A 23,049-nucleotide genomic window follows, 5' to 3' on the forward strand; every position below is an offset into this window, starting at 1 on the left:
CCTCGTCGCGACGCACGCGGGAGGGCCTGATGGCCTCGGTAGCCGGGCCGGAAGTCGCGATTGGTGACTTTTGGCTGTCTCGCCCTACCGTGCAGCGCGATTCCGGCGCAGCGAGCTGGTCCTCTGGCGCTCGGCACGGTCGCGGCGGTGCGCTGGGGCGTGCCTATGGGGTCCTGGTCGCGATCGTACTGTCGATCTTGGACCTGCTGCGCCGGATCGCGCGCGCCCGCGACGCGATTCTCGGATTCGTCGCAGGGCTCGCTGGCCGGCACGACGCGGACGACTATCCGGCCGCGAAACCTTTTCCGGGACTGGTGATCTACCGCTACGACGCACCCTTGTGCTTTGCCAACGCCGAGGACTTCCGGCGCAGCGCGCTGGCGGCGGTCGAGTCGTGGACCGAGCACGGTGGGGTGCCGGTGCGCTGGTTCGTGCTCAACGCCGAGGCCAATGTGGAGGTTGACATCACCGCCGTCGACGTGGTCGAACAGCTTCGGTTCGGACCTGGCAACCCGGGGCATCGTCTTCGCCATAGCGCGGGTCGAGCAACACCGGCGCGACGATGTGGACGCCTCCAGGCTGACCGCCAGGATAGGTGAGCAACACCTCTATCCGACGCTGCCGACCGCGGTCGCGGCCTATCAGGCAGACCGAAATCCGGGGCCACTCGGCCCACCCAGCGGGTGACCTTCTTCTCTGCCCGCGCCCCGGGCCAAGCGAGATGCTCGATGTCGATGGCAATGCCGTCGAAAGGGGTGACCGGCGATGTCCGAGAGCGCAACCATTCCGATCCATGGGTGGTGGACCCGGCTGATCCGCCTGTGGTCGACGCAACCTTGGAATCCGAATCCGCTGATGCGGCTATCGGATCGCCTCGAAGCCGCGCTGCGGATCGTCGCGGTGGCAGCGGTGCTGATCGCGGTACCCGTCGCAGGTGCGCTCGGGACGGCGGCCTACACCGACAGCGCTGCCCGGATCCAGCGCGACGACGCGACGAAATCCGTTGTCGGCGCGGTGATCACAGACGAGCCGACGCAAACGACAGCCCACCGTTTCGAGGCACGCGTGCAGTGGAACGAGAACGGCCGATCCGGGACCGCCACCGTGCCGGTGCGCCCAGACGCGCAGCCCGGCGACCGGGTCGCGGTATGGCTCGGATCCGGCGGCGCGCCGACCACCGAACCGCACAGCCCGGATGCCGCCGCGATGACCGGGATCGGCGTGGCCGTCGTCGTGCTCGTCAGCACCTGGTTCTGTGGCTGGTGCGTGGTCGAGGGCACGGGATGGCTGTTGGACCGCCGCCGTAGCGCCCGATGGGACCGAGAGTGGCGAGAGATCAGTCGTCCGATCAGGGAGGACAGGCAATGATGTATTGGTACAAGGACAGCCCACAGTGGTGGATGATCGCCCTCACCATGTTGTTCGTCATCCCACTACTGATCGCGGTCGCCATAGCGATCATCGCGGTGAACCGGCCCGACCGCACCGGCAAGAAGACGCCAGGCGAACCCACGCGGCTCTCACCGGAAGCCCTGCTGGCCGAGCATTTCGCCAATGGCGATGTCGACGAATCCGAGTACCTGCATCACCTTTCGGTACTGCACCCCGATTCCGGCGTCGCGCAATCGAAACCGGCTACCCACCTCCCAGCGCAGCAGTGACCTCGGCGCGAAAGGAAAGACCATGGCAGGCGAAACTTCTTCGCACTCCACACAACTCAACCCACCGATCCTCGCCGCCGTCGACGGCTCGGCCAGCTCGTATCAGGCAGTCGCCTGGGCGGCCGTCGAAGCCGCGCTGCATCACCGCAGACTGCACATTCTCACCTCGATGGCGATCCAGACCGGATTCGGGCCTGGCATGTCGCTGGCCGAAGCAGACCTGGAATGGCTGCGCAAGGACGGGGAGCGAATTCTCACCGAGGCCACACGTGTCGCGCGGACGGCCGCGCCCGGCGAGGATCCGGTCATCACCACCGAAGTGACTTTCGAGCTGGTCATCCCCACCTTGATCGAACGCTCGGCGCACGCGCGGATGCTGGTGGTAGGCAGCCGCGGAATCGGCGCGTTCCAGCGCGGACTGCTCGGTTCGGTCAGCACCGCGACCACGCACCACGCACACTGCCCGGTCGCGGTCATCCACGGGATCCCGGCGATCGACACCGTCTCGGCAAGCCAACCCGTCCTCGTCGGTGTCGACGGTACTGACAACAGCGTGCCTGCCGTCGAACTCGCGTTCGAGGAGGCATCCCACCGGAAGGTGAGTCTGGTGGCCCTACACGCCTGGAGTGACACCAGCAGCCTCGACCTGCCCATCGCTGGTTGGGACGCTGCGCAGAAATCGGCGGAGGCAGTCCTGGCAGAGAGCCTCGCGGGCTTCAGCGACCGCTACCCCGACGTTGCGGTGCGCCGAATCATGGTGGCCGACAGGCCCGTTCGCTCGTTGCTCGATGAGTCGGCGAACGCCCAACTGGTCGTCGTCGGCAGCCACGGCCGCGGCGGATTCGCCAGCATGGTCCTCGGTTCCACCAGCAACGCCCTGCTGCATTCGGTGGAAGTCCCGATGATCGTCGTCCGCAAGCGTTGACTGCACCGCCCGGCGCGGGTGACCGAGAACTCGTCACCCGCGCCAAGACCTCGGACTTCCCCAGTTCTTCGGGGTGAGTCTGGATATAGGCCCCGGCGGCAGGCAATCCAATTGTGCACCGCGCTGCCCAGGACCACGGTGCCCAAGCGGGGCAGGTCGGGCGCGTGTTGGACATCTTTCAGCCCGACTTCGGCGCCGACCCGCTTGGCAGTGCCAGTCGGCGCAATGGTCGGGTCTTTCGGCCCTTCCTGGGGAATCGCCCGAGTGCGAGCGTGGCAATCACACCCGACGACGCCTAGGACTTCCGATGCCGACTCGACACCCCGACCGCGATACCGTCCGCGCCGCGCTCGCACTCGCGGTGCGGGCGCCGTCGGTACACAACACCCAGCCTTGGCAGTGGCGCATCGGCGACAGATCCGTGCATCTCTTTGCCGACGACAGCCGCCATCTGAGGTCCGCGGACCCGGACCGCCGCGATCTGATGCTCAGTTGTGGTGCCGTCCTGCATCACTTCCGGGTGGCGATCCACGCCTCGGGCTGGGAAACGATGGTGCACCGCTTCCCCGATCCGGCCGTTGTGGACCATCTGGCTGCGGTCGAGTTCACCGCCGCAACACCGACCGGTGAGTCGCTGCACTTGGCGCGAGCGATCCGCCGGCGACGCACCGACCGGCGCAGGTTCACCTCATGGCAGCTTCCACCCGGACACATCGCGACCGTGGTCGCCGCAGCCGCCGCGGAGGGAGAGATAGGCTCCGGACCCGCGAGGATCCGGCTGCTGCGCGCTTTCGAGCTGGCGGCCCGGCAGCACGCGCAGGACCTCGCGTACACCACCGAACTTGCCCAGTGCAGTGGTAGGCACCCCGCGCCGCAGGGGTGCCCGCACGTAATGCCGTTGTCACCGTCGATGACCCGACCATCCGGACCTGCGCCAGTCCCAGCCTGCCCGAGGCCGTCGTACACGACATCGATGGGCGGGTCGGGCTGCTCGTGCTGAGCACCAGAGCCGACGACCCGCTCTCCCGGCTGCGCGCCGGTGAGGCCACAAGTGCGGTACTGCTGGCCGCCACAACCCTCGGCCTGGCCACCTGCCCGCTCACCGAGCCGCTCGAGATCCACGAGACCCGGGATCTCATCCGCACCGACGTCCTGGACGACAGCGGGTATCCGCAGCTCATCGTCCGGCTGGGATGGGCGGCCACGAGCGCCGCGCAGGAGCCGCAAACCCCACGACGCCCGCTGGCCGATGTCTTGCACCCGCTGTAACCGGTCGGCGCCGCCCTCCACCCGGCCCGACGTCCGCCCCTGACATCGGAGACAAAAGGAATCATGATGTCCGACACCACCCCATCGCACGCGGCGCCGATCAATGCGCCGATCGTCGTCGCCGTCGACGGTTCAGCCGTTTCCTATCACGCGGCGGCGTGGGCGGCGGTCGACGCCGCACTGCATCGGTGCCGCCTGCAAATCGTGACCTCGTACGCGATCCCGGTCGGATACGGGCCGAGTGTGACTCTGACGCAAGACGATCTGGACTGTTTGCGCACCGACGCCGAGCGGGTGCTCGGCGAGGCCACCCGGGTGGCGCGGGCCGCGGCGCCCGGTGAGGCACTCGGTATCTCCGCCGAACTGCTAGACCATCCGATCATCCCCGCGCTGATCGAGCGGTCGAAGCAGGCACGGATGCTGGTCGTCGGCGGCCGGGGGCTCGGAGCCATCCGCCGCGCCCTGCTCGGCTCGGTCGGTACCGCGGTCTCGCGGCACGCGCACTGCCCGGTCACGGTGGTCCACACGACCTCCGCGACCGATTCGGTGTCGGCATGCAAGCCGGTGCTCGTCGGTGTCGACGGCAGCCGCAACAGCACGGCGGCCATCGAGATAGCCTTCGAAGAGGCATCCCGGCGCAAGGTGAGTCTCATCGCCCTGCACGCCTGGAGCGACACCAGCGGACTGGCTCTACCTTCGGTCGGCTGGGATGGGATACGGGATTCGGAGGACGCACTGTTCGCCGAAAGCCTGGCCGGCTGGGCGGAGCGGTATCCCGATGTCTCGGTTCGCCGGGTTCTAGTGTACGACAAGCCTGTTCGCTCCCTGTTAGAGGAATCCGAGAACGCCCAATTGGTGGTGGTGGGCAGCCACGGTCGGGGCGGATTTGCGGGCATGCTGCTCGGTTCGACGAGTACGGCGCTGCTGCATTCGGTGGAGTGCCCGATCACCGTCGTGCACGGTCGCTGAACCGGAGGTACTGCCGATGATTCGGATGAACGGGCCGACCAAGTACTACGGCGACCAGCCCGCCCTCGTTGATGTGACGTTGCATGTCCCCGCCGGAGTTGTCTTGGGTTACCTGGGGCCCAACGGCGAGCAGCGTTCCGCTGAAGAAACCCGAGACAGTCGCCGAGCAGGTGGAGGTCAAGTCGGCCGAGTGACGCAAGACCTGGAGCCCGCCCGGGCCGCCAGGCCGGGCCGGCTCGCTATCGGGGCCACATGATTTCACGAGCCCACTCGAGGAGGTGACTGGTGACTCCGATCGTCACACTCACGATGAATCCAGCAATCGACATGGCGACGCGCACCGACCGCGTCGTGCCGACCGACAAGATGCGCTGCGAATCACCGCGATTCGATCCTGGTGGCGGTGGCATCAATGTCGCCCGCACCATCGCGGCGCTCGGCAGTGCGGCGATGGCAGTGTTTCCGTCGGGCGGCCCCTCAGGCGTGCTGCTCGAACAACTGGTGCGTGACGCTGGTGTGCCGACGCATCCGGTCGCGGTGGCCGAACCGACCAGGGAGAGCCTCTCGGTCACCGATATCGGCTCGGGACAGCAGTTCCGGTTCGTCTTTCCCGGGCCGCGGCTCACCGCGCCCGAACAGCACCGCTGCCTGGCCGCAGTAGACCAGTTCGTACGCGGCGGGCGGTACCTGGTGGCAAGCGGCAGTCTGCCGCCCGGCTTGCCCGCGGACTTCTACCAGGAGCTCGCAGACCTTGTCGGCGGTCTCGGGGTCCGACTGGTGCTCGATGCCTCGGGCACCGCCTTACGGCATATACGCAACGGTGTCCATGTGCTCAAGCCGAGTGTGCGGGAGCTCGCCGAGTGCGTCGGCCGCCCGCTACCCGGCCGCGCCGAGCAAGCCGCTGCGGCCCGGCAGTTGGTGACCTCGGGTGTGAGCGAGATCGTGGTGCTGTCGCTGGGTGCCGAGGGTGCGCTCGCGGTGACCAGGGACACGCAGGAGTGGTTCGACGCGATCGACGTTCCGGTGCGCAGTGGCATCGGTGCGGGCGACGCGATGGTCGCCGGCATCACGGTCGGCCTCGATCGCGGTCTCGCCCTCGACGACGCGGTCCGCCTCGGCATCGCCGCCGCCAGCGCGGCCCTGGTTACTCCCGGAACCAGGCCAGGCCGCCCCGAGCGCATCGCCGAACTTTACCGGTCCATCAGCCCGAGCGCCGACCATCGGGCATCTGACTATGAGCCACGGAACATCGACGGCCAACCCGAGAAGGGAGAGCTCGCCCCCGACGACTGGCTCGGTGACCCGCACCAGCCTGGCGTCTTCCCGCCACGAGTAGGCCGCCGGGCGCGGGATGCACGACGCGGGCTCTCGTGAGGAAGGCACCGGTGATGAATCAAGCTCGCGGGAAAGAGGGGGCCGGGATGACGAGCAGCACGGCCGATGCGGCGGGATGCTCGTTGCGGACCTGAATCGAGGCTGTGCGCGACGATCCCGCGTCACCGTCGTCGAAGCCGCGCACAAGCCGCCGCATAGCATGGATCACCTCGGCGTTTGGCGCAGCCCGAGGAACGCATCGTCGAGAAGACATCCGGACTGGCAGCGAAGGGCGGTTGCTCGGCATGGACGAGAATCACGTGATACCCCCGGCGATCACGGGCATACATCACCTGGCTGTGCCCAGCAGCGATCCCACTGTGGTCGGTGATTGGTATGCGACCGTGTTCGGGTTCGTCTGCGTCCTCATCGAGGAGCGGGAAGACGGGGTGACAGCCGTGTTGCTGCAACACCCGAGTGGGGCTCGGCTGCTGCTGCGCCGGTCGTCCGGGCACGAGCCCGCGGCGTCGAGCGAGTTCGGTTTAACGGTCGCGGATCACACCGCGCTGCTGGACTGGGCCGACCGTCTCAGCGCGCTGGATATCGAGCACAGCAGTGTGCATCGGGCACATCTGGGCTGGGCATTGACCATCGCGGGGCCCGACGGTGTGCGACTCCAGTTGCGCACCAATGAGGGGCTCAGCGGCGAAGACGCCGAACCGGTGCGGAGTTGGTCGCGGCCGCAATAGCTCGTCGGAGGCGGATGCCCTCGGCGCGTTCTTGTTCTTCGAGTGCGAGTTCGACCCGCGCCAGTTCCCCTCGCAGGCTGGGGATATGGCGGCGGCGCAGGCCCTGGGCGCGGATTCGGGTGGCCGTGCACTCACCTTCGACGGCGCGGACCGCGGCGGCTACGGCGGCGTGCCGCGCGGCGACGGCGATCGCGGCACGGTGCGCGGTCCGGGCATGCACGATCGCGGCGCTGCCCGCGATGGCATCGGTGCAGTCTTGTGGCAGTTGGCATTCGGCGTCGATAGGGTAGCGGACACCGGCGGTCGTCGCCCAGTGCATGGTGACCCCGGCCGGGCGGCCGGCGGCGGCCATCCGGATCGAGCGTTGCCCACCGAGCAACGCTGCCCGTAACTGCCAGACCCGTGCGCGCAGGCAGGCAGCTTCCCAGTCGGTGCGGGTCGCAGCGGCGAGCAGGGCCAGGCGGTTGCGTTCCTGTTCCAGCATGCTCAGCTTCGTCTCCAGCAGCGACAGCCCGTGCTCGGCAATCTCGAGCCGACCGCGCAACCACTGTCGTCCAGCCCGCCCCGGGGGCACACGCATCGGCTACTCCTTCGCTTCCTGAACGTCGAGCATCTCCTCGGGAAGCATCGTCAAGGCACTGCGCGGGAGTCGGCGCAGCACGCGCCATACCCGGTCGAGGGTCGAATCGAGGTCACGCGTTTCGTCGCTGCGCTGCTGCACGAGTTCACGCGCGAACGCGTCGTCGAGGTCCAGATAGGCACGTTCCGTGCGGCTCAGGGTGTCGGTGCCGATCAGCTCGGCGAGTTCCCGTACCTGTCTGGCCTTGGCGAGGGCGGCCAGCAGTTGCGCGGCCACCGTTAGATGGTCGTCGCGCGTCCGGCCCGGCCCGGCTCCCCGGCGCATCAGCCGCGACAGCGAGGACAGCGCGTCGACCGGCGGATACGTTCCGCGCGCGTGCATTTCGGCGGAGAGGATGATCTGGCCCTCGGTGATGTAGCCGGTGAGGTCGGGCACCGGATGGGTGATATCGCCGCCGGGCATGGTCAGCACGGGCACGATCGTGACCGATCCAGGCAGTCCTTTGATCCGTCCGCAGCGTTCGTATATCGACGCCAGGTCGCTGTAGAGATACCCGGGATATGCTCGGCGAGCCGGGATCTCGCCACGCGCGGCCGACACTTCGCGCAACGCCTCCGCGTAACTGGTCATGTCCGTCAGCACGACCAGCACGTGCCGTCCGCCGTCGAAAGCGAGATGCTCAGCGATCGTCAACGCCAGTGGCGGTGTCACCAGCCGCTCGATCACCGGGTCGTCGGCCATGTTGAGCAGCAGCACCAATTCGCCTGCTGCGCTCCGGTCGTCGAGCACAGCCCGCGCGTACGCGGCGTCGGCGTAGGTGAGTCCCACACCTGCGAACACGACACAGAACGGGTCCCCGCCCGCTGTGGCTTGTGCCGCGATCTGGCACGCCAGCTCGAGATGGGGCAGGCCCGGCACCGAGAATACTGGGAGTTTCTGTCCACGCACCAGAGTGGTGAGCGCGTCGATGACCGAGACGCCGGTGAGCACCGGGTCGGCGGGCGGGTCGCGGCGGATCGGGTTGAGCGGGGTGCCGAAGACCGGCGTACGCCGTGTCCCGGCGACCGGGGGGCCACCGTCGACAGGTTCGCCACGGCCGTTGCAGGTTCGGCCCAACCAGCCCTCGCCGATCGGGATCCGCAATGGCTGCCCGGTGAACTCGACCCGGGTGCGGGCTGCACCGTGCACCGATGTCGCGGTCATGCCTGCAGTTCCCTCCAGCACCTGGATGACCGCCAAGTCGCGATCCACCTCGAGCACCAACCCGTGTCGCACGGTGCTGTCGGCCAGGGTGATCACCACGAATTCGTCCCAGCCGACTCCCGCTACACCGGCCACCACCATCAGCGGTCCACGCAGTTCGCGGATATGGGTGTAGTCGATCCAGCTCCTGCCGATCCTGCTGGTCATGTCGCACCTGCGGGGCGTGCCAATTCGTCGAGCCCGGCGAGGATCTTGTCCTGGCAGCATCGAGCAGCGCCGGTATCGTCTGGCCCAGCTGCCTCGCGCGCCCGGATCAGCGGGCCGAAGTCTCGTTCTTCAATCTGCTGCGCGGTGACCCCGGCGGCGACCAGTTCCTGACACCGGTCGAGCACCGTGAGCACCGAGTCCACCAGTGCCGTGGTCTTTTCCGATGAGCAGTAGGCATCGGTGTCCGACAGTGCGCTTTGTTGCAGCACAGCTTCGCGCAAGAGTTGACCGCCGAGCATGATGATCCGCTGGTATCCGGGCAGTGCCTCGATACCGATTAGTTCCACCAGCGCCGCGAGCCGGTCGGACTCGGCGAGCAATCCGACGACGCGGGCGCGGCGCTCGAGCCATCCGGAGTCGCCGCCTGCCGCCTGCGCCGCCCCCAGTGCATCGGCATCTCGGGAGAACGATCCGGACCAGGAGACCGCGGGATAGTGTCGGGCATAGGCGAGGTCGCGATCCAACGTCCACCGGCACCGGACGAATCGTTCGGTGTGGGCTGTGACCGGTTCGGAAAGGTCTCCGCCCGGCGGCGACACCGCCCCGATCACCGTGACCGATCCGGGCAGGCCGCCGAGCGTGGTGACCGATCCGGCGCGCTCGTAGAACGCCGCCAGCGCCGAGGCCAGGTTGGCGGGATAGCCCTCCTCGGCCGGGAGTGCCCCGGTTCGGGAGGCGAACTCCCGCAACGCTTCCGCCCATCTGGACGTCGAGTCCGCGATGACCACCGCGTCGTAACCCATGTCGCGGAAGTACTCGGCGACGGTGACGCCGGTGTAGATGCTGGCTTCCCGGGCCATCATCGGCATGTTCGAGGTATTGGCGATGATCACGGCGCGGTCGGTGAGTCGTCCGCCGGTGCGCGGGTCGGGCAGGGTGGACAGCTCCGCGACGATCTCGGCCATCTCGTTGCCGCGCTCGCCGCAGCCGACGTAGACGATCACGTCCGCGGCACACCACTTCGCGAGCTGTTGCAACAGCACGGTCTTGCCGGTACCGAACCCGCCGGGCACCCCGGCCGTGCCTCCCTTGGCCACCGGGAACAGCAGGTCGAGCACCCGTTGACCGGTTTGCAGTGGTTCGATGCCGCCGCGGCGGTGGGCGTAGGGGCGCGCCACCCGAACCGGCCAGTTCGCCGTCAGGACCACCGGTGCGGCGGCGACCGTGGCCACGACGGCGTCGCTCGGGTAGTCGCCTTCGGCGACAATCATGTCGACGCGGCCACCGGCCGTTGGCGGCACGAGGACCCGGTGCTCGACCGGACCGGCATCAGTGATCACGCCCAGCACCGTTCCCGCATCGACCTCGGCGCCGACCGCGATGACCGGACGGAATCGCCATCGGCGCGCGGCAGACGGTCGGTAGGCGCCGGAAGTCAGCCAGGTCGCCGCGTTCGCCATCGGTCGCAGCAGTCCGTCGTAGACGTTGCCGAGCAGACCCGGTCCCAGCGGCGCGGACAGCGGCGTGCGCAGCGGAACTGCCGGGTCTCCGGGTGCGAGGCCACCGGTGTACTCGTAGGCCTGGACGGTGAGCGTGTCGTCGCGGATCGCGACCACTTCACCCGGTGTTGCCTGCGCACCGAGGGCGACCAGATCGTTCATTGCCGCCCCGTCGAAGCTCTCGACCTCGACGAGTGGCCCGGACACGCGCACGACCGCGACCGTGTCCACGCGGCTCGCCCCATCGGCGCTGTCGGCGTGCGACGGCACCGTGCCGGTACTCGGTGCCGTCCGGTCCGAGGGCGCCGCGCCTGCGCTGCGCTCGATCATGGGGCCCATAGCTTTTCGATTTCCGGCTCGCATCGCTGCATGGCTCGAACCGCGATCGTGGCCAGCCGGAGATCGAGCAGGCGATCCCCGGCCACCGCGAGGATCCCCCCGGCGGAATCCTCGGTGATCGTCGCCTCCGGGCCGAGCAGATCGGTGGCCGCACTTCGCAATCTGTCGCGCAGCTCGGGATAGTCGGGATCGTCTCGCAGGCGTTGGACGGCGGCGATCGCGGCGGTTCGTAGTTGCTGGTAGGCGTCATGTTGCACGGCGAGGATCTGGCCGCGGCGTGTCTGCCGGAGGCGGGCCCGGTCGGCGGCAAGTTCGGCCTGCGCATGCGCTTCGCCGGCCGTGCGGGCGCGGGCCGCAACATCGCATGCTTCGGCCTCGGCTCGTTCCAGTGTCGTCCGGATTTCCGCCTGGGCGGTGGCGACCGTGCGGTCGGCCTGCGCTGCGGCGCTCCGCAACAGCTCGGAGGTCAGCGGTGCCAGCGCGGTGCGGGCCCGGTCGATGTCCAGCGCGGTCATGACGGCATCACCGCTGTCATCCGGGCACCTGAATCGAGTTCTTCGCCAAGGGATGCCGCGGCGGCAGCGGTGAGGATGACCAGAGTGGTGTGCGTCGTGAGCGAGTTCCACGCCGCGCGGGCGGCGGGCGCGTCCTCGGCCACGAGCACGGTGGCGCCGGCCAAGGCATATCCCTCGATCAGGGCGGATGCACCGATGACCGCGACGGCCCCCATGTCACGCTCTTCCGATCAGGATGACCGAGACGATCAGACCGTAGATGGCGATGCCTTCGGCCAAGCCGACGATCACCATGGCTCGGCCGAACAGTTCCGGTCGTTCGCTGAGCGCCGCCAATGCGGCGGCACCGGTGTAGGCGACGGCGATGGCGGCGCCGATCGAGGAACCGGCCACCGCTATCGCCGCACCGAGCAGCGCGGCCCAGTTGCCGCCGGAACCGCTCGCTCCGGCGGCGTGGGCATCCGCGGAGGCAGGCCCGGCAGGCGAGGCGAGAATCAGTACGGCGGCCGCGCCGAGCACCAGCACCGCGTTGACGGTGTAGAACAGCCGCCGCGCGAGCCGGCCACGACCGCGCAGTAGCAGGATGCTCACCGCGAATCCGGCGGCCAGCGCGGGCAGAGTCACAAGCCAGGTCAACACGATGCAACCTCCCAGGTGATGGTCGGAACTCGCCACGGTCGAAACGGACGCCCCTCGTCCACGAAGACCCTGGAGAACAGTTCATAGAACTCGAGGCGCATGGCCTGCACTCCGGCGACCAACGCCTCCAGCGCGAAAGTGAACATATTGCCGAGGACGAAAACAGCTACGGCGGCCACGATTCCGAGCGCGCCGAGACCGGCCGACGCCGTTGTGGCGTGCCAGACCACCCAGCCGAGCGCGGCGTGAGTCATCCCGAACGCGGCGAGCCGGGCGAACGAGACGAGGTTGGAGCCGAGCCGTACCAGCAGATCGAACGTGCCGACGCCGGTCTGCGCTATCCCCGCCGCGCTGCCGCCGGATTCGGCGAACAGCCCGGACACTGCGAGCGACAGACCCACCCCGATCACCACCGCACCGGCAAGCACCGGCGCCGTCGCGCCGAGCAGCATCCCGCCGACCACCACGCCGATGCCCAGAAAGACCGTTGCTCCGGCGATTCCGGACGATGCGTACAGCGCCACCCGGATGCCGCCCTCGCGCCAGCGGTTGACAATCCCGATCCCATAGGCGACCGCGAGCAATACCGCGCCCACGGCGAGGGCGGCGGCGATCAACCGCAGCGGATCGTCGAGCGGCGCCAGCCATATCACCGGGAGCACGCCGGTCGGGCCGAAGAACTCGCCGAAGAGCACCCCGAAGCAGGTCGCCGCAGCACCCGCGCCCGCGACGAACGGCCACAACTTCCGCAGCGCGGCAACCCGCCGGATCCAGCCGAGCCGCAGCAGCACGGCTGCCGCCAGGAGCAGCACGCCGTGCCCGGCGTCGCCGAACATCATTCCGAACATCACCACATACGCGATACCGGCGGGGATCGTCGGGTCGATATCGCGATACGGCACCACCCCGTAGGTGCGCACCAACGGAAGGAACGCACGCTCCAACCCGTTGTGCTCGCCCAGTAGGCTCGGCGGATCGACCCCGGGTGGCGGCGGTAGCGGCACCACAGCCGCCCCTATGCTCGCCAATCGGATCGCCAGCGAGTCCAATTCGGTGGCCGGACACCAGCCGGTCACCGCGGCGACATCGTGTCGACGCTGTGCGGCCGCCGCGTAGCCCCGCAGCTGGGTCTCGCCGGCGAGCAGATCGTCACGACCCGCGCGTTCGAGCGCCTGGACGTCGGGTTCGACCGTCGCCAGCGCCGGCGGGCCCGCCGTGGTTCCCGATTGCGGGGCCGACCGACCTTCCGGCGCGATGTCGTCGGGTTGCACCACGCCCGCAGCTGCGACGGCCACCAACATCTCGCGCAGCGCGGCCGTAGGGGCGAGCAGCGCAATGCGTTGCATCCGAACCGGTGTCATCGACTCAAACCAGCGCATCGTAGACCTCCAAGGGCGCACCGCCGCCCGCGGCGAGCTGCAGAGCCGCGCGGCAGCGCCAGGCGTCGGCAGCCAACAGGGCGGTGGTGCCGACCGGCGCCGCAGCGCCGAATCGCGGACGGTGCAGCAGGGCCAGCCCATCCCGATCGACCCGCGACCACCAACCGAACTCGGCGCGCCAGAGATCATCGATCGATCCGACGCCCGACAGCACCCACCGGGCCCGCACCGGCAGACCAGCCACGAAGGCCGACATGTCGCGGGCAGCCAGGCACGTGGCGCCGAGAAGCCTCGTCGCACGCCTGCCTGCGACATCCGTCAAGCGACGGCCCTCCAGCAGCTGGCGGCGCGCCACCAGCAGTGCCGCGCCACCAACCGCCCAATTGGCCGCTTCCGGGACGCCGACCGCGACCCGGTGCGCCCAGCCGAGTTGCGCGCCGACCGCGATATCGGCAGGCGAATCACCGCCCGGATCGCCCCACGTCGACCGGGCGAGCGCCCGCCGAAGCTCCAGCAGCGAGGTCGTGGCACGCAGCCCTGACCAGCCGACGCCGAGCGCCCCCAACTCGAACAGCCGCTCCGGGGCGGCCCCCGCCAACCTCCTGGCTTGGGCGCACACATTCGCCACCTCGAAACCGCCTGCCAGCAACCGGATCGCCGCAGCGCCTGCACGCGGTTGCCAGCCCGCAAGCACCCGCATGTGCCACAGCAGCGTTGCGGCTACACCGTACTCGGAATCCGCAAGCGTCTGGCCGACGAATACCTCTCGGCGATAAGAACTTTCGGCCAGAAACCGCTGTGCCTCGCGCAGTCGACCGGCCGCCGCGAGCTCGCGCGCCCGCGCCGCGCCGACACGCCGGTTCAGCAACGCTATGGCCCGCACGTTCCCGGCGACCCATTTCGCGCTCATCTGCCGTCCACCCGGTCCACGGACGGCTCGCTCAGTTCCGCGACGAGCGTGCGCGCCTGCGCCGCAACGCAATCGACGTATCCGGGTATCCCAGCGGCAATGCGCGCTCGCAGCTGTTCGATCTTCAGCGCGTGGGCGGCGTCGGCATCGCCTTGTCGTGTACCGAACCGAGACCGGGCCTGCGCAAACGATTCGGCCTCTAGCACTCCTCTACCGGCCTGGGCCCGGTCGACAACAGCGGCGCCCTGTCTGCCGCCATCGCGCCGCAGGCGATCCGCCTGCTCGGCGGCGGCGCCACGGATCAGCTCGGCCTCGGCATAGACCTCATCGAGCAGTGACAGCAGCGGAGCGAGTTCGGCGGCGGCGTCCGCGACCCGATCCGCGGGTACGCCCCGCGGCATCGCCGATCCGGGAGCACCCGCCGGACGAAAGCGTTCGAGAAAATCCCGCCACTGCGGCATCCGGCACTCCTTTCCTCGTCTCGATCAAGCGTTGCTGTCATCGTCGAGCCGAGATCGGGCGGCGAGGTAGAGAACCAGGTATCCGATACCCGGGACTTTGGTCCCCGTCACGCATCGTCAGGTGCGGAGGGCCATTCGGTGACGGCCGGAATACCCACCCGGAATACCCACCCGGAATACCCCACCCGGGCGCATTCTGCGAACACCAGCCGTTTCGGACGCCGATGCGAACGGTTGGGCAATGACACCACCTCGCGACGGGCTGCGGCGGGGATTTGCTACCTCCCCGCCCCTGGCGCAACGGCTAGCAGTGACGGGCCCGCCGTGCCGAGGTGGTCATCGGCTCGCTTCGCTGTGGGGCTGTTCCGCGTCGGCATTGCCGATCAGCTTTATCAGTGCACGGTAACGCCGCAGCACATCCTCCCTGTTGGTCTGTTCGGGCACCGTGGGCTAGAGCCCGGACAACTGCAGCGGACAGAGCCGGAATGGGGGACGATCGGTGACTTTCGTCAGTTCGGAAGCCATGCCGCTGTGCAGGGCCATTGGTCCTCGCGGTGACCGACGGTGTGCCCGTCATCCATCGGCGTTGGCCTCTGGATCCGCGGTGGCAGGGCGAACCATAGTCGACCTATGGACATAGCGGAGCCGGCGGAGCGACCCATGAATACGGCAGCGCAGGATGCGGAGCGAACCGGAGAGGTTGTCCGTGACCTTTCCGCTATCCGGCTGTCGGACGAATTCGAGGCGGGTGGCAAGGGAGCCAATCTCGGTGAGCTCACGGCGGCCGGGCTACCGGTGCCCGCCGGTTTCGTCATTCTCCGCGACGGTTATCTGGATGCGATGCGCCGCGGTGGCGTGGCGGACGAGCTGGCCGCGGAGCATCGCCGGGCGCTGGCTGCGATCGGTGACGACCAAGCACTCGCGCGGCACTGCGAGCAGATGCGTGCGCTGGTGGCCAAGGCTGGCATGCCACCCGATCTTGCGGACCGGATCACGCAGGCCTATCAGCGACTCGGTACCGACACCGCCGAGGCGATGGTCGCGGTCCGGTCGTCGGCGACCGGCGAGGACAGCGCATCGGCGTCGTTCGCGGGCATGAACGCGACCTTCACGAATATCTCCGGTGCCGCCGCGTTGCTTGACGCGGTGCAGCGCTGTTGGGCCTCACTGTTCAGCCCGAGGGCCGAAACTTACCGGGCCGAGCGGAGTTTCACCGGTGAGCCCGCGATGGCGGTGGCGGTGCAGATCATGCTGGCCGCCGAACGAAGCGGCGTGGCGTTCACCGCCGACCCGAGCACGGGTGAGCGGGACCGGGTGGTGATCGAGGCGGCGCGTGGGCAGGGCGAGGTCGTAGTCTCCGGTGCGGTCGAACCGGACCATTATGTGTTGGTCAAGGATGATCTGCGGATTCTGCAGGCGCATCGGGGAAGTCAGGCATTCGAGATCGTCCGCGGGGATAGCGGCGGCGATCGGTCGATCGCACTCGCCGGAGCCGGGGAATATCGCCCGGTCCTCACGGACGACGAGCTCCAAGCCATCGCCCGGCTGGCGATCGCCGGGGAGAAGCACTACGGCAGACCGCAGGACGTGGAGTGGGTCATCGATGACGGTGGCCGGGTCTGGCTGGTGCAGGCGCGCCCGATCACCACGATCGACCGGCCCGCGGCAGCGACGACGCCGGTCCCGGCGGGTGCGCAGCTGGCGGCGGGGCTGGCCGCCTCGCCTGGTATCGCCAGTGGAGCGGTGCGCATTCTGTCGCGTCCTGCCGAGGGATCCCGCCTGCGTGACGGGGAGGTCTTGGTTGCCGCGATGACTACGCCGGACTGGGTTCCGACGATCCGCAGGGCCGCCGCGCTGGTCACCGACAGTGGTGGCACCACCTGCCACGCCGCGATCGTCTCGCGTGAACTCGGCGTGCCTTGCGTCGTCGGGACACGCGCTGCCACAACAGTTCTCGCTGATGGCCAGATCGTCACCGTCGACGGGGGAGCGGGCCGGGTGTTCTCCGGCAGCCATCCGGTGGCGCAGCCCGTCCAGGTGGCAGAGCCGCACCTTGCCGAAGCCGAGGCGCCGGTCGTCACGGCAACGAAGATCTATGTCAATCTGGCGATGCCGGATGCCGCGGAAACCGTGGCGGCCCAGAACGTGGACGGCGTCGGGCTGCTGCGGGCGGAATTCATGCTGACCCAGGCGCTCGGCGGGCGGCACCCGCGCGACCTGATCGCCCGGGGCGAGCAGGAACAGTTCGTCACCGCGATGTCGGAATCGGTGCAGCGCATTGCCGTGGCGTTTGCGCCGCGGCCGGTGATCTATCGGACAACCGACTTGCGCAGCAATGAGTTCCGCGGCCTGACGGGTGGAGCGGACTACGAGCCGGTCGAGGACAACCCGATGATCGGCTACCGGGGCTGCTTCCGCTACATCCACGAACCCGACATGTTCGCCCTGGAACTCGCGGCATTGGCCCGAGCACGCGAACTGACCCCGAATATCCATCTGATGCTCCCGTTCGTCCGCACCCGGTGGGAGCTGGAGCAGTGCCTGGATCTCATCGACGCCAGCCCGCTCGGGCACAGCCGCGGACTGCACCGGTGGGTGATGGCCGAGGTCCCGTCGGTGGTGTACTGGCTCCCCGAATACGCCGGCCTCGGCATCGATGGCGTGTCCATCGGCAGCAACGACCTCACCCAGCTCGTGCTCGGCGTCGACCGTGACTCACAGCCGTGCGCGGAAGTGTTCGACGAGTCGGACCCTGCCGTGCTCGATACGATTGCCCACATCGTGGGCATCGCCCGCGACCACGACCTCACGTCATCGCTGTGCGGCCAGGCGCCCTCCACCCGCCCCGGATACGCCGCGAGCCTCGTGGGCATGGGCATCACCTCGATCTCGGTCAACCCCGACGCTGCGGGCCACGTTCGCCGCGCTGTCGCCGCTGCCGAGCAGCGAATCCTTTTGGACGCTTCTCTGACCCGATTGCATCGGCCGTAAGAGACCGCCGGGGCGGCCGCTGGGTCTTCGGCCGATGCCGGTGCCCGACTCTCCGATCTCGAAGGTATTCGATACAGCTTCGACAGCAAGGCAGACGTTCGACGAGTGCATGTCGTCCAGGCCCGACTACGTTGTCGGGCCGCCAACCGACAGCAGGTGGCCGCGACCCACCTGGCCCGCACTCGGTATGCGCGATGGTGATGGATCAACTCGGTGACCGGATGGCTATGGCCGGATCGAGTCGATCTTCATGGCAGCCAACTCGTCCAGGACGGTTTCGACAACCCGCGGTACGGCGGCTTCGACCGGAGCCGACAAACCCAGGCCGAGATCGAGGTTGGCGGCTTCGACAGCGACGACGATCAATTTGCTGGGGACGCGGTCGAGCGCGCGGCCCAACAGCAGGGCTTCGGGGACACCGAGGGAATGCGAACTCGCGCTGTGGGTCACCTTATGCAGGTTGTCCACGGTCGAGCGCCAGATGCGCCCCGGATCGGATGGTTCACACAAGACAGCGTCCACCAGGATGGCGAGATCGACACCACTCCATGCCTCGAGTAGACCGACGGGTTCGCCGTCGCAGAGGGTCAGCTCCACGTTGGGCAGCCGGTGGCGCTGGAGTTCCGACACCACCGCGGGACCGACGGCGTCGTCGCTGCGGTACTGATTGCCTATGCCGATCACCACGGCGCTGGGGTGTGGCGGGGTCACAGCCGTACCCTCTCGATATCGAGGAAATGAGCGGAACAGGAGATGCAGGGATCGTAGTTACGGATGGTGCGTTCGCACAGCGAGGTGAGCGTGGCATCGTCGAGGTCCAGGTTCGCCGAGACGACCCGTCGGAGGTCGTCTTCGATGGCGGGCTGGTTCTGCGAGGTCGGCGGCACGATGGTGGCGTCGAGAATGATGCCGTCGGCGTCCAGTTCGTATCGGTGATAGAGCAGTCCGCGTGGTGCCTCGCTGACTCCGTGTCCGACGCCCGCGGCCGGCGTCATCGGCACTGCCGGGCGGTCTGGGCGTTGGTATTCCTCGATCAGCCGCAACGCCTCGTCGATCGCGTAGACCACCTCGACCGCGCGAACGACGATGCTGCGAAAGGGATTGCGGCACTGCGAACCGAGGCCGGCGGCGCTGGCGACTTGCCGCGCGGTCGGCGACAGGAGTTGGGAGTTCAGCGAGTATCGCGCGAGTGGTCCGGTGAGGTATCGACGGCCGTCGAGCTGGGCGTGCAGCGCGGTGGAGTGCGGTACCTGGTGCTCGACGACATGCGCGGAGAATTCCGCGGCTGGGAAGGTAGCGCCGGTACTGGTGCGGATATCGCCGCGGTCGATCGGATATCGGTGGAGGTCGGATGCGGCCAGCAGGTCGTGGGTCAGTTCCAGCTCGGGGAACTCGAATCCCGCCACCCACCCGGCGGTCTCTATCGCGTAGTCGAGGGCGCGGCGCAGTTGCTCGGCCAGCGGTGCCAGCCCGGCGGCCGTCGGCACCGAGTAGAAACCGCCGACTCGGACGTTTACCGGGTGGATGGCGCGGCCGCCGATGAACTCGAGCAGCGCGTTGCCCGACTTCTTCAGTGCCAGACCCTTTTCGACGATGTGGCGGTGGTCGCGGGCCAGGGTGATCGCATCCGGATAGCCGAGGAAGTCGGGCACGTGCAGCAAATAGATATGCAGGGCGTGGCTCGAGATCCATTCGCCGCAGTACAAGAGTCTGCGCAATGCGGCAAGCGGTGGATCGAGTTCCACCCCGCACGCCTGTTCCAGCGCGTTGCAGGCGCTGGTCTGGTAAGCCACGGGGCAGATCCCGCAGATCCGTGCGGTGATGTCCGGCGGTTCGGTGTAGGCGCGGCCGCGCAGAAATGCTTCGAAGAACCGGGGCGGCTCGTAGATGTTCAGCTCCGCTGCCTCGACCTCGCCGTCTCGGACGACAACGCGTAGTGCGCCCTCGCCCTCCACCCTGGCCAGTGAACTGACCTTCAGTTGCCTAGTGCGGTGGCTCATGCTCGGAGTTCCTCTGCGCGAATTCTGGTGCGTTGACTGCGAAAGTGCTGAAAATCCGGTTGATTTCGCCGTCGGACATACCGTTTTCGGCCAGCTGTGGCAGTAGCGCGCCCAGGTTCGGCTTCGCCATCGGCCCGAAGCAGCCGTAGCAGCCGCGATGCACGCCCGGGCACAGCGCACCGCATCCGGCATGGGTGACCGGCCCCAGACACGGGATTCCCTCGGCGACCGTCACACAGGTCAGGCCGCGGCGTTTGCACTCGGTACACACACTGGTATTCGGGATGTCCGGGGCCCGCCCGGCCAGGAACGCATTCAGCACCTCGAGCAGTTGGCGGCGGTCGATGGGGCAGCCACGCAGCTCGAAGTCCACCGGCACGTGCGCCGAGATCGGGGTGGAGGTGGCCAGTGTGTCGATGTATTCCGGGCTGGCGTACACCACCGAAGTGAATTCGGCGACGTCAGCGAAGTTGCGCAGTGCCTGGATACCTCCGTGAGTCGCGCAAGCTCCGATCGTCACCAGGAATCTGGACTGTTCCCGCACCTCGCGGATCCGCCGCAGATCGTCGGGGGTGGTGATGGAACCCTCCACCAGCGACAGATCGTAGGGACCGGCCACCACCGCGCGAGAGGCCTCGAGGAAGTGCACAACCCGGATTCGGTCCGCAAGCGTGAGCAGTTCGTCTTCGCAATCCAGCACGGTGAGTTGGCAGCCGTCGCACGACGCGAACTTCCAGACCGCCAATGTCGGTGTACTCATCACAACTCCCTTACCGTGAGCAGGGGATCGGCGCTCGCGTAGTCGACGATCGGTCCGTCCCGGCACAGCAGCAGCGGGCCGAGCTGGCAGTGACCGCACAGCCCGGTACCGCATTGCATGTTGCGTTCCAGGGACATTCGAATGTCGCGGGCCGACACGGATTTGCGGAGCAATGTTTGCGCGCAGAACAGCATCATCGGCTCCGGTCCACACAGGAACGCGGTGGTACGGTCCGGCGCGACAGCCAGGTGGGCCATAGGTTCGGTAACGAACCCGACTCGGCCGCGCCACCCCGCCGTCGGGCGATCGACGGTCTGGTGGACCTCCAGCGCTCCGTCGGCCATCCATTTTTCCTGTTCGTCGCGGAACAACATGTCGGAGGACGTGCGGGCGCCGGTGACCAGGCTGACCCGGCCGAAGCGGTTTCCCGCCGCCATCGCGGCGAGCACCACCGGACGCAGCGGAGCCAACCCGAGGCCGCCCGCCACGATGATCAGATCTCGGCCCGTCGTGGTTTCCAGGCCCCAGTCGGTACCGAATGGCCCGCGCACACCGATCACTCCGCCCAGCGGAGTGTCGTGCAACGCCCGGCTGACCGGTCCCACCGCACGGATGGTGTGCTCCAGGGTGCCGTGCTGGTCGTTGGGGTCGCCGCTGATGGAAATCGGGACTTCGCCGACGCCGAATGCATAGAGCATCATGAATTGGCCCGGAAGAAACGGCGGCAACATGGCGTCGACCGGGCGCAGCCGCAACGTCACGGTGTCCGTCGTCTGCTGGACGCGGTCGCTTACGCGATATGCGACCGGGAAGTTGGCGTTCACGTCCGGGCCTTGCCGGGGTTGCGGTAGAGATCGAGCAGTCGGGCCCGAGTGGCTTGCAGCCGTTCCAGCACGGTCTCGAACAGCACGGTGGTCAACGCCCGCCCGAATTTCGGGTCTTGATCGACCAATTCGGACAACTGCCGCGCATCGAACTCGATTGCGGTCACCGCGTCGATACACCGCGCCCCGAAATGCCACCGGTACGGCGCTACCCGCCAGGACCATCCGAGCAGGTCGCCGCGCCCGAGTGTCTGCACCACTTCCTCGCCGCGCCCCGGTATCTGCGCGTCCAGCTGGACCAGACCGTCGCAGATCAACCAACAGCGGTCGGCGTGCGCATGTTCGGTGAACAGCCGCTCCCCGGCAGGGAAGGTCACGCCTGTGCCGATGCGTGCTAACGCGGTCAGTTCATCGCGGCTCAGCCCGGCGAGTCGGGGAAAGGTCGACAGCTCGTCGACGTCAGTCATCCTCGGCGCCTCCCTCGGCAAGTTCGGCGAGCCGGGACATTTCGGCGGTGATGTCGATGCCGACCGGGCACCACGCGATACACCGACCGCAGCCGACGCATCCGGAGCTGCCGAACTGGTCGTGCCACGTACCCAGTTTGTGGCTGATCCACTGGCGATACCGACTCTCGCCGGATTTCCGCACGCTGCCGCCATGCACGTAGGAGTAGTCCAATTCGAAACACGACACCCACCGTTGTCGCCGCTCGGCGTGCTCGCCGGTCAGGTCGGTCACGTCCTCGGTGGTGGTGCAATAGCAGGTGGGGCAGACCATCGTGCAGTTGCCACAGGTCAAGCACCGACTCGCCACATCCTCCCAATGCGGCGACTCACGCGATTCGCGCAGCAGCGTCGGCAGGTCGACCTCAGGCATCGCGCGATACATCCTGTTAGCGGCCTCGGCCACGGCCGCCCGGGCGTCGGTCACCTCGGCTTCGGTGGCGGTGCGAGCCGTCACCAGCGCCATGACACGCTCACCGGCCGCACTGCCCACCTCGACCAAAAACCGGTGGCCCTGCTCGTCGATGCGCTCGGTGAGTGCGATGTCGTATCCCGGTCCCACCTGCGGGCCGGTACCCATGGAGACGCAGAAACACACCTCGCCCGGCTCGGTGCAGTTCGCCGCGACCACGAACAGGCCCTGGCGTTTTCGGGCGAAGGAGCTGTCCGGATGCGCCCCCGCTCCGAGCACCCGATCCAGGATCGCGATGGACGCCAGGTCGCAGCCGCGCACCCCGAGGAACGCGTCCCGGGTCGGAGGTTCGTCGGCGGGCTGTACGCGGACGTCGGGGTCGCTGGTCCACACCGTGCGCTGCGGCGGATGCAGGAATTGTTTCCAGGACTGAGGTCCGGCGGAGTGTCCGAACACCGCGGCGTCATCGCGACGGCGCAATCGGTATCGGCCCGGCGCGGAATCCACCCCCCACCCCGCGGGCAGTTCGCGGCCCGAGGCCAGTTCGGCGAGCACGATCGCGTTGTCGCGTAGGGTCGGGCCGATTACCCGGTAACCGTCGTCGATGAGCACCTCGATCAGGCGGTCCAGACCCGCGCGATCGAGCACCAGGGCCGTATCAGGTGTCATGGTTGCCTACTTCCCTCGACAGATCCGCGGCAGCTGCTCGCAGACCAAGCATGTTGACGACGAACGGAAAATCGACGCCCGCCACGACGCCGTGTACCGATATCCTCGCCTGCCGACTGTGGCATTTCCCGCTGGTCGTTCGGCCGTACCACCACTGGGCTCTTTGTGTGGTCATCACACAACTGCCACCTTTGTCGTTTTATCGACCTGTTTCAAGAGTCGAAAGCCATACGCCGACCCGTCCTATTGACATTTGGTTACGAGCCAA

Annotated in this window: 24 protein-coding genes and 1 pseudogene; 10 read left to right on the top strand and 15 right to left on the bottom strand. The window is 68.0% G+C overall.

Annotated elements, in window-relative coordinates:
* Positions 1-88 precede the first annotated feature (88 nt).
* The 9 genes and pseudogenes from ACV7NQ_RS30095 to ACV7NQ_RS30135 form a co-directional block, all read left to right on the top strand.
* Positions 89-687: pseudogene (locus ACV7NQ_RS30095) on the top strand (STAS domain-containing protein); the annotation flags it as partial.
* A gap of 78 nt (positions 688-765) precedes the next feature.
* Positions 766-1,368 (top strand): Rv1733c family protein, encoded by a 603-nt coding sequence (locus tag ACV7NQ_RS30100; RefSeq protein ID WP_463362674.1) that lies wholly within the window; start codon positions 766-768, stop codon positions 1,366-1,368.
* On the top strand, positions 1,365-1,661 hold the full coding sequence (locus tag ACV7NQ_RS30105; RefSeq protein WP_463362675.1) for a hypothetical protein: 297 nt from the start codon (positions 1,365-1,367) through the stop codon (positions 1,659-1,661). Before ACV7NQ_RS30100 ends, ACV7NQ_RS30105 begins: the two co-directional genes overlap by 4 nt.
* A gap of 22 nt (positions 1,662-1,683) precedes the next feature.
* Entirely contained in the window at positions 1,684-2,586 is a 903-nt protein-coding gene (locus ACV7NQ_RS30110) for a universal stress protein (RefSeq protein WP_463362676.1), read from the top strand.
* A 307-nt stretch (positions 2,587-2,893) separates the two neighbouring features.
* A complete protein-coding gene (locus ACV7NQ_RS30115; RefSeq protein WP_463362677.1) occupies positions 2,894-3,586 on the top strand; it encodes a hypothetical protein in 693 nt (230 codons plus the stop codon).
* Complete coding sequence (locus ACV7NQ_RS30120; protein ID WP_463362678.1) at positions 3,580-3,855, top strand: nitroreductase family protein; 276 nt, start codon at positions 3,580-3,582, stop codon at positions 3,853-3,855. Before ACV7NQ_RS30115 ends, ACV7NQ_RS30120 begins: the two co-directional genes overlap by 7 nt.
* A gap of 66 nt (positions 3,856-3,921) precedes the next feature.
* Positions 3,922-4,824, top strand: coding sequence for a universal stress protein (locus ACV7NQ_RS30125; protein WP_463362679.1), 903 nt, complete (start codon positions 3,922-3,924; stop codon positions 4,822-4,824).
* Positions 4,825-5,109: 285 nt separating this feature from the next.
* Complete coding sequence (locus ACV7NQ_RS30130; RefSeq protein ID WP_463362680.1) at positions 5,110-6,198, top strand: 1-phosphofructokinase family hexose kinase; 1,089 nt, start codon at positions 5,110-5,112, stop codon at positions 6,196-6,198.
* Positions 6,199-6,443: 245 nt separating this feature from the next.
* Positions 6,444-6,887 carry a VOC family protein gene (locus tag ACV7NQ_RS30135; protein ID WP_463362681.1) on the top strand — a complete coding sequence of 148 codons (444 nt, stop codon included), beginning with the start codon at positions 6,444-6,446 and terminating at the stop codon, positions 6,885-6,887.
* Here ACV7NQ_RS30135 and ACV7NQ_RS30140 read toward each other — a convergent pair.
* The 9 genes from ACV7NQ_RS30140 to ACV7NQ_RS30180 are packed head-to-tail and all read right to left on the bottom strand — an operon-like array spanning position 6,838 to position 14,619.
* Positions 6,838-7,467: a V-type ATP synthase subunit D gene (locus ACV7NQ_RS30140; RefSeq protein WP_463362682.1), complete on the bottom strand. Its 630-nt coding sequence runs from the start codon at positions 7,465-7,467 to the stop codon at positions 6,838-6,840. The genes ACV7NQ_RS30135 and ACV7NQ_RS30140 overlap by 50 nt on opposite strands.
* A 3-nt stretch (positions 7,468-7,470) precedes the next feature.
* The gene (locus tag ACV7NQ_RS30145) at positions 7,471-8,877 is read right to left on the bottom strand and encodes a V-type ATP synthase subunit B (protein WP_463362683.1); all 1,407 of its coding nucleotides are present in this window, start codon (positions 8,875-8,877) and stop codon (positions 7,471-7,473) included.
* A complete protein-coding gene (locus ACV7NQ_RS30150) occupies positions 8,874-10,706 on the bottom strand; it encodes a V-type ATP synthase subunit A (protein WP_463362684.1) in 1,833 nt (610 codons plus the stop codon). The genes ACV7NQ_RS30145 and ACV7NQ_RS30150 overlap by 4 nt, the downstream gene beginning before the upstream one ends.
* The gene (locus ACV7NQ_RS30155; protein ID WP_463362685.1) at positions 10,703-11,230 is read right to left on the bottom strand and encodes a hypothetical protein; all 528 of its coding nucleotides are present in this window, start codon (positions 11,228-11,230) and stop codon (positions 10,703-10,705) included. Before ACV7NQ_RS30155 ends, ACV7NQ_RS30150 begins: the two co-directional genes overlap by 4 nt.
* Entirely contained in the window at positions 11,227-11,445 is a 219-nt protein-coding gene (locus ACV7NQ_RS30160) for a hypothetical protein (RefSeq protein WP_463362686.1), read from the bottom strand. The genes ACV7NQ_RS30155 and ACV7NQ_RS30160 overlap by 4 nt, the downstream gene beginning before the upstream one ends.
* A gap of 1 nt (position 11,446) precedes the next feature.
* Positions 11,447-11,869, bottom strand: a complete 423-nt coding sequence (locus ACV7NQ_RS30165; RefSeq protein WP_463362687.1) for an ATP synthase subunit C — start codon at positions 11,867-11,869, stop codon at positions 11,447-11,449.
* Positions 11,863-13,248: a V-type ATPase 116kDa subunit family protein gene (locus ACV7NQ_RS30170; protein ID WP_463362688.1), complete on the bottom strand. Its 1,386-nt coding sequence runs from the start codon at positions 13,246-13,248 to the stop codon at positions 11,863-11,865. Before ACV7NQ_RS30170 ends, ACV7NQ_RS30165 begins: the two co-directional genes overlap by 7 nt.
* The gene (locus tag ACV7NQ_RS30175; RefSeq protein WP_463362689.1) at positions 13,235-14,158 is read right to left on the bottom strand and encodes a hypothetical protein; all 924 of its coding nucleotides are present in this window, start codon (positions 14,156-14,158) and stop codon (positions 13,235-13,237) included. Before ACV7NQ_RS30175 ends, ACV7NQ_RS30170 begins: the two co-directional genes overlap by 14 nt.
* A complete protein-coding gene (locus ACV7NQ_RS30180) occupies positions 14,155-14,619 on the bottom strand; it encodes a hypothetical protein (RefSeq protein WP_463362690.1) in 465 nt (154 codons plus the stop codon). Before ACV7NQ_RS30180 ends, ACV7NQ_RS30175 begins: the two co-directional genes overlap by 4 nt.
* A 660-nt stretch (positions 14,620-15,279) precedes the next feature.
* On the opposite strand from ACV7NQ_RS30180, the gene ppsA reads away from it, so the two are divergent.
* Complete coding sequence (gene ppsA, locus ACV7NQ_RS30185; RefSeq protein WP_463362691.1) at positions 15,280-17,610, top strand: phosphoenolpyruvate synthase; 2,331 nt, start codon at positions 15,280-15,282, stop codon at positions 17,608-17,610.
* 225 nt (positions 17,611-17,835) lie between these two features.
* Here ppsA and ACV7NQ_RS30190 read toward each other — a convergent pair whose 3' ends face one another.
* From ACV7NQ_RS30190 to ACV7NQ_RS30215, 6 genes are read right to left on the bottom strand one after another with little or no spacing between them, the layout of a single operon-like run.
* Positions 17,836-18,321, bottom strand: a complete 486-nt coding sequence (locus ACV7NQ_RS30190) for a hydrogenase maturation protease (protein ID WP_463362692.1) — start codon at positions 18,319-18,321, stop codon at positions 17,836-17,838.
* Positions 18,318-19,610, bottom strand: coding sequence for a Ni/Fe hydrogenase subunit alpha (locus tag ACV7NQ_RS30195; protein WP_463362693.1), 1,293 nt, complete (start codon positions 19,608-19,610; stop codon positions 18,318-18,320). Before ACV7NQ_RS30195 ends, ACV7NQ_RS30190 begins: the two co-directional genes overlap by 4 nt.
* Complete coding sequence (locus ACV7NQ_RS30200) at positions 19,594-20,370, bottom strand: NADH-quinone oxidoreductase subunit B family protein (protein ID WP_463362694.1); 777 nt, start codon at positions 20,368-20,370, stop codon at positions 19,594-19,596. The genes ACV7NQ_RS30195 and ACV7NQ_RS30200 overlap by 17 nt, the downstream gene beginning before the upstream one ends.
* Positions 20,370-21,194: an FAD/NAD(P)-binding protein gene (locus ACV7NQ_RS30205; RefSeq protein ID WP_463362695.1), complete on the bottom strand. Its 825-nt coding sequence runs from the start codon at positions 21,192-21,194 to the stop codon at positions 20,370-20,372. Before ACV7NQ_RS30205 ends, ACV7NQ_RS30200 begins: the two co-directional genes overlap by 1 nt.
* Entirely contained in the window at positions 21,191-21,661 is a 471-nt protein-coding gene (locus tag ACV7NQ_RS30210) for a Crp/Fnr family transcriptional regulator (RefSeq protein ID WP_463362696.1), read from the bottom strand. The genes ACV7NQ_RS30205 and ACV7NQ_RS30210 overlap by 4 nt, the downstream gene beginning before the upstream one ends.
* Complete coding sequence (locus ACV7NQ_RS30215; protein WP_463362697.1) at positions 21,654-22,781, bottom strand: 4Fe-4S dicluster domain-containing protein; 1,128 nt, start codon at positions 22,779-22,781, stop codon at positions 21,654-21,656. Before ACV7NQ_RS30215 ends, ACV7NQ_RS30210 begins: the two co-directional genes overlap by 8 nt.
* Positions 22,782-23,049 lie beyond the last annotated feature (268 nt).

The sequence above is a fragment of the Nocardia sp. Tas62D01 genome (assembly GCF_055232035.1).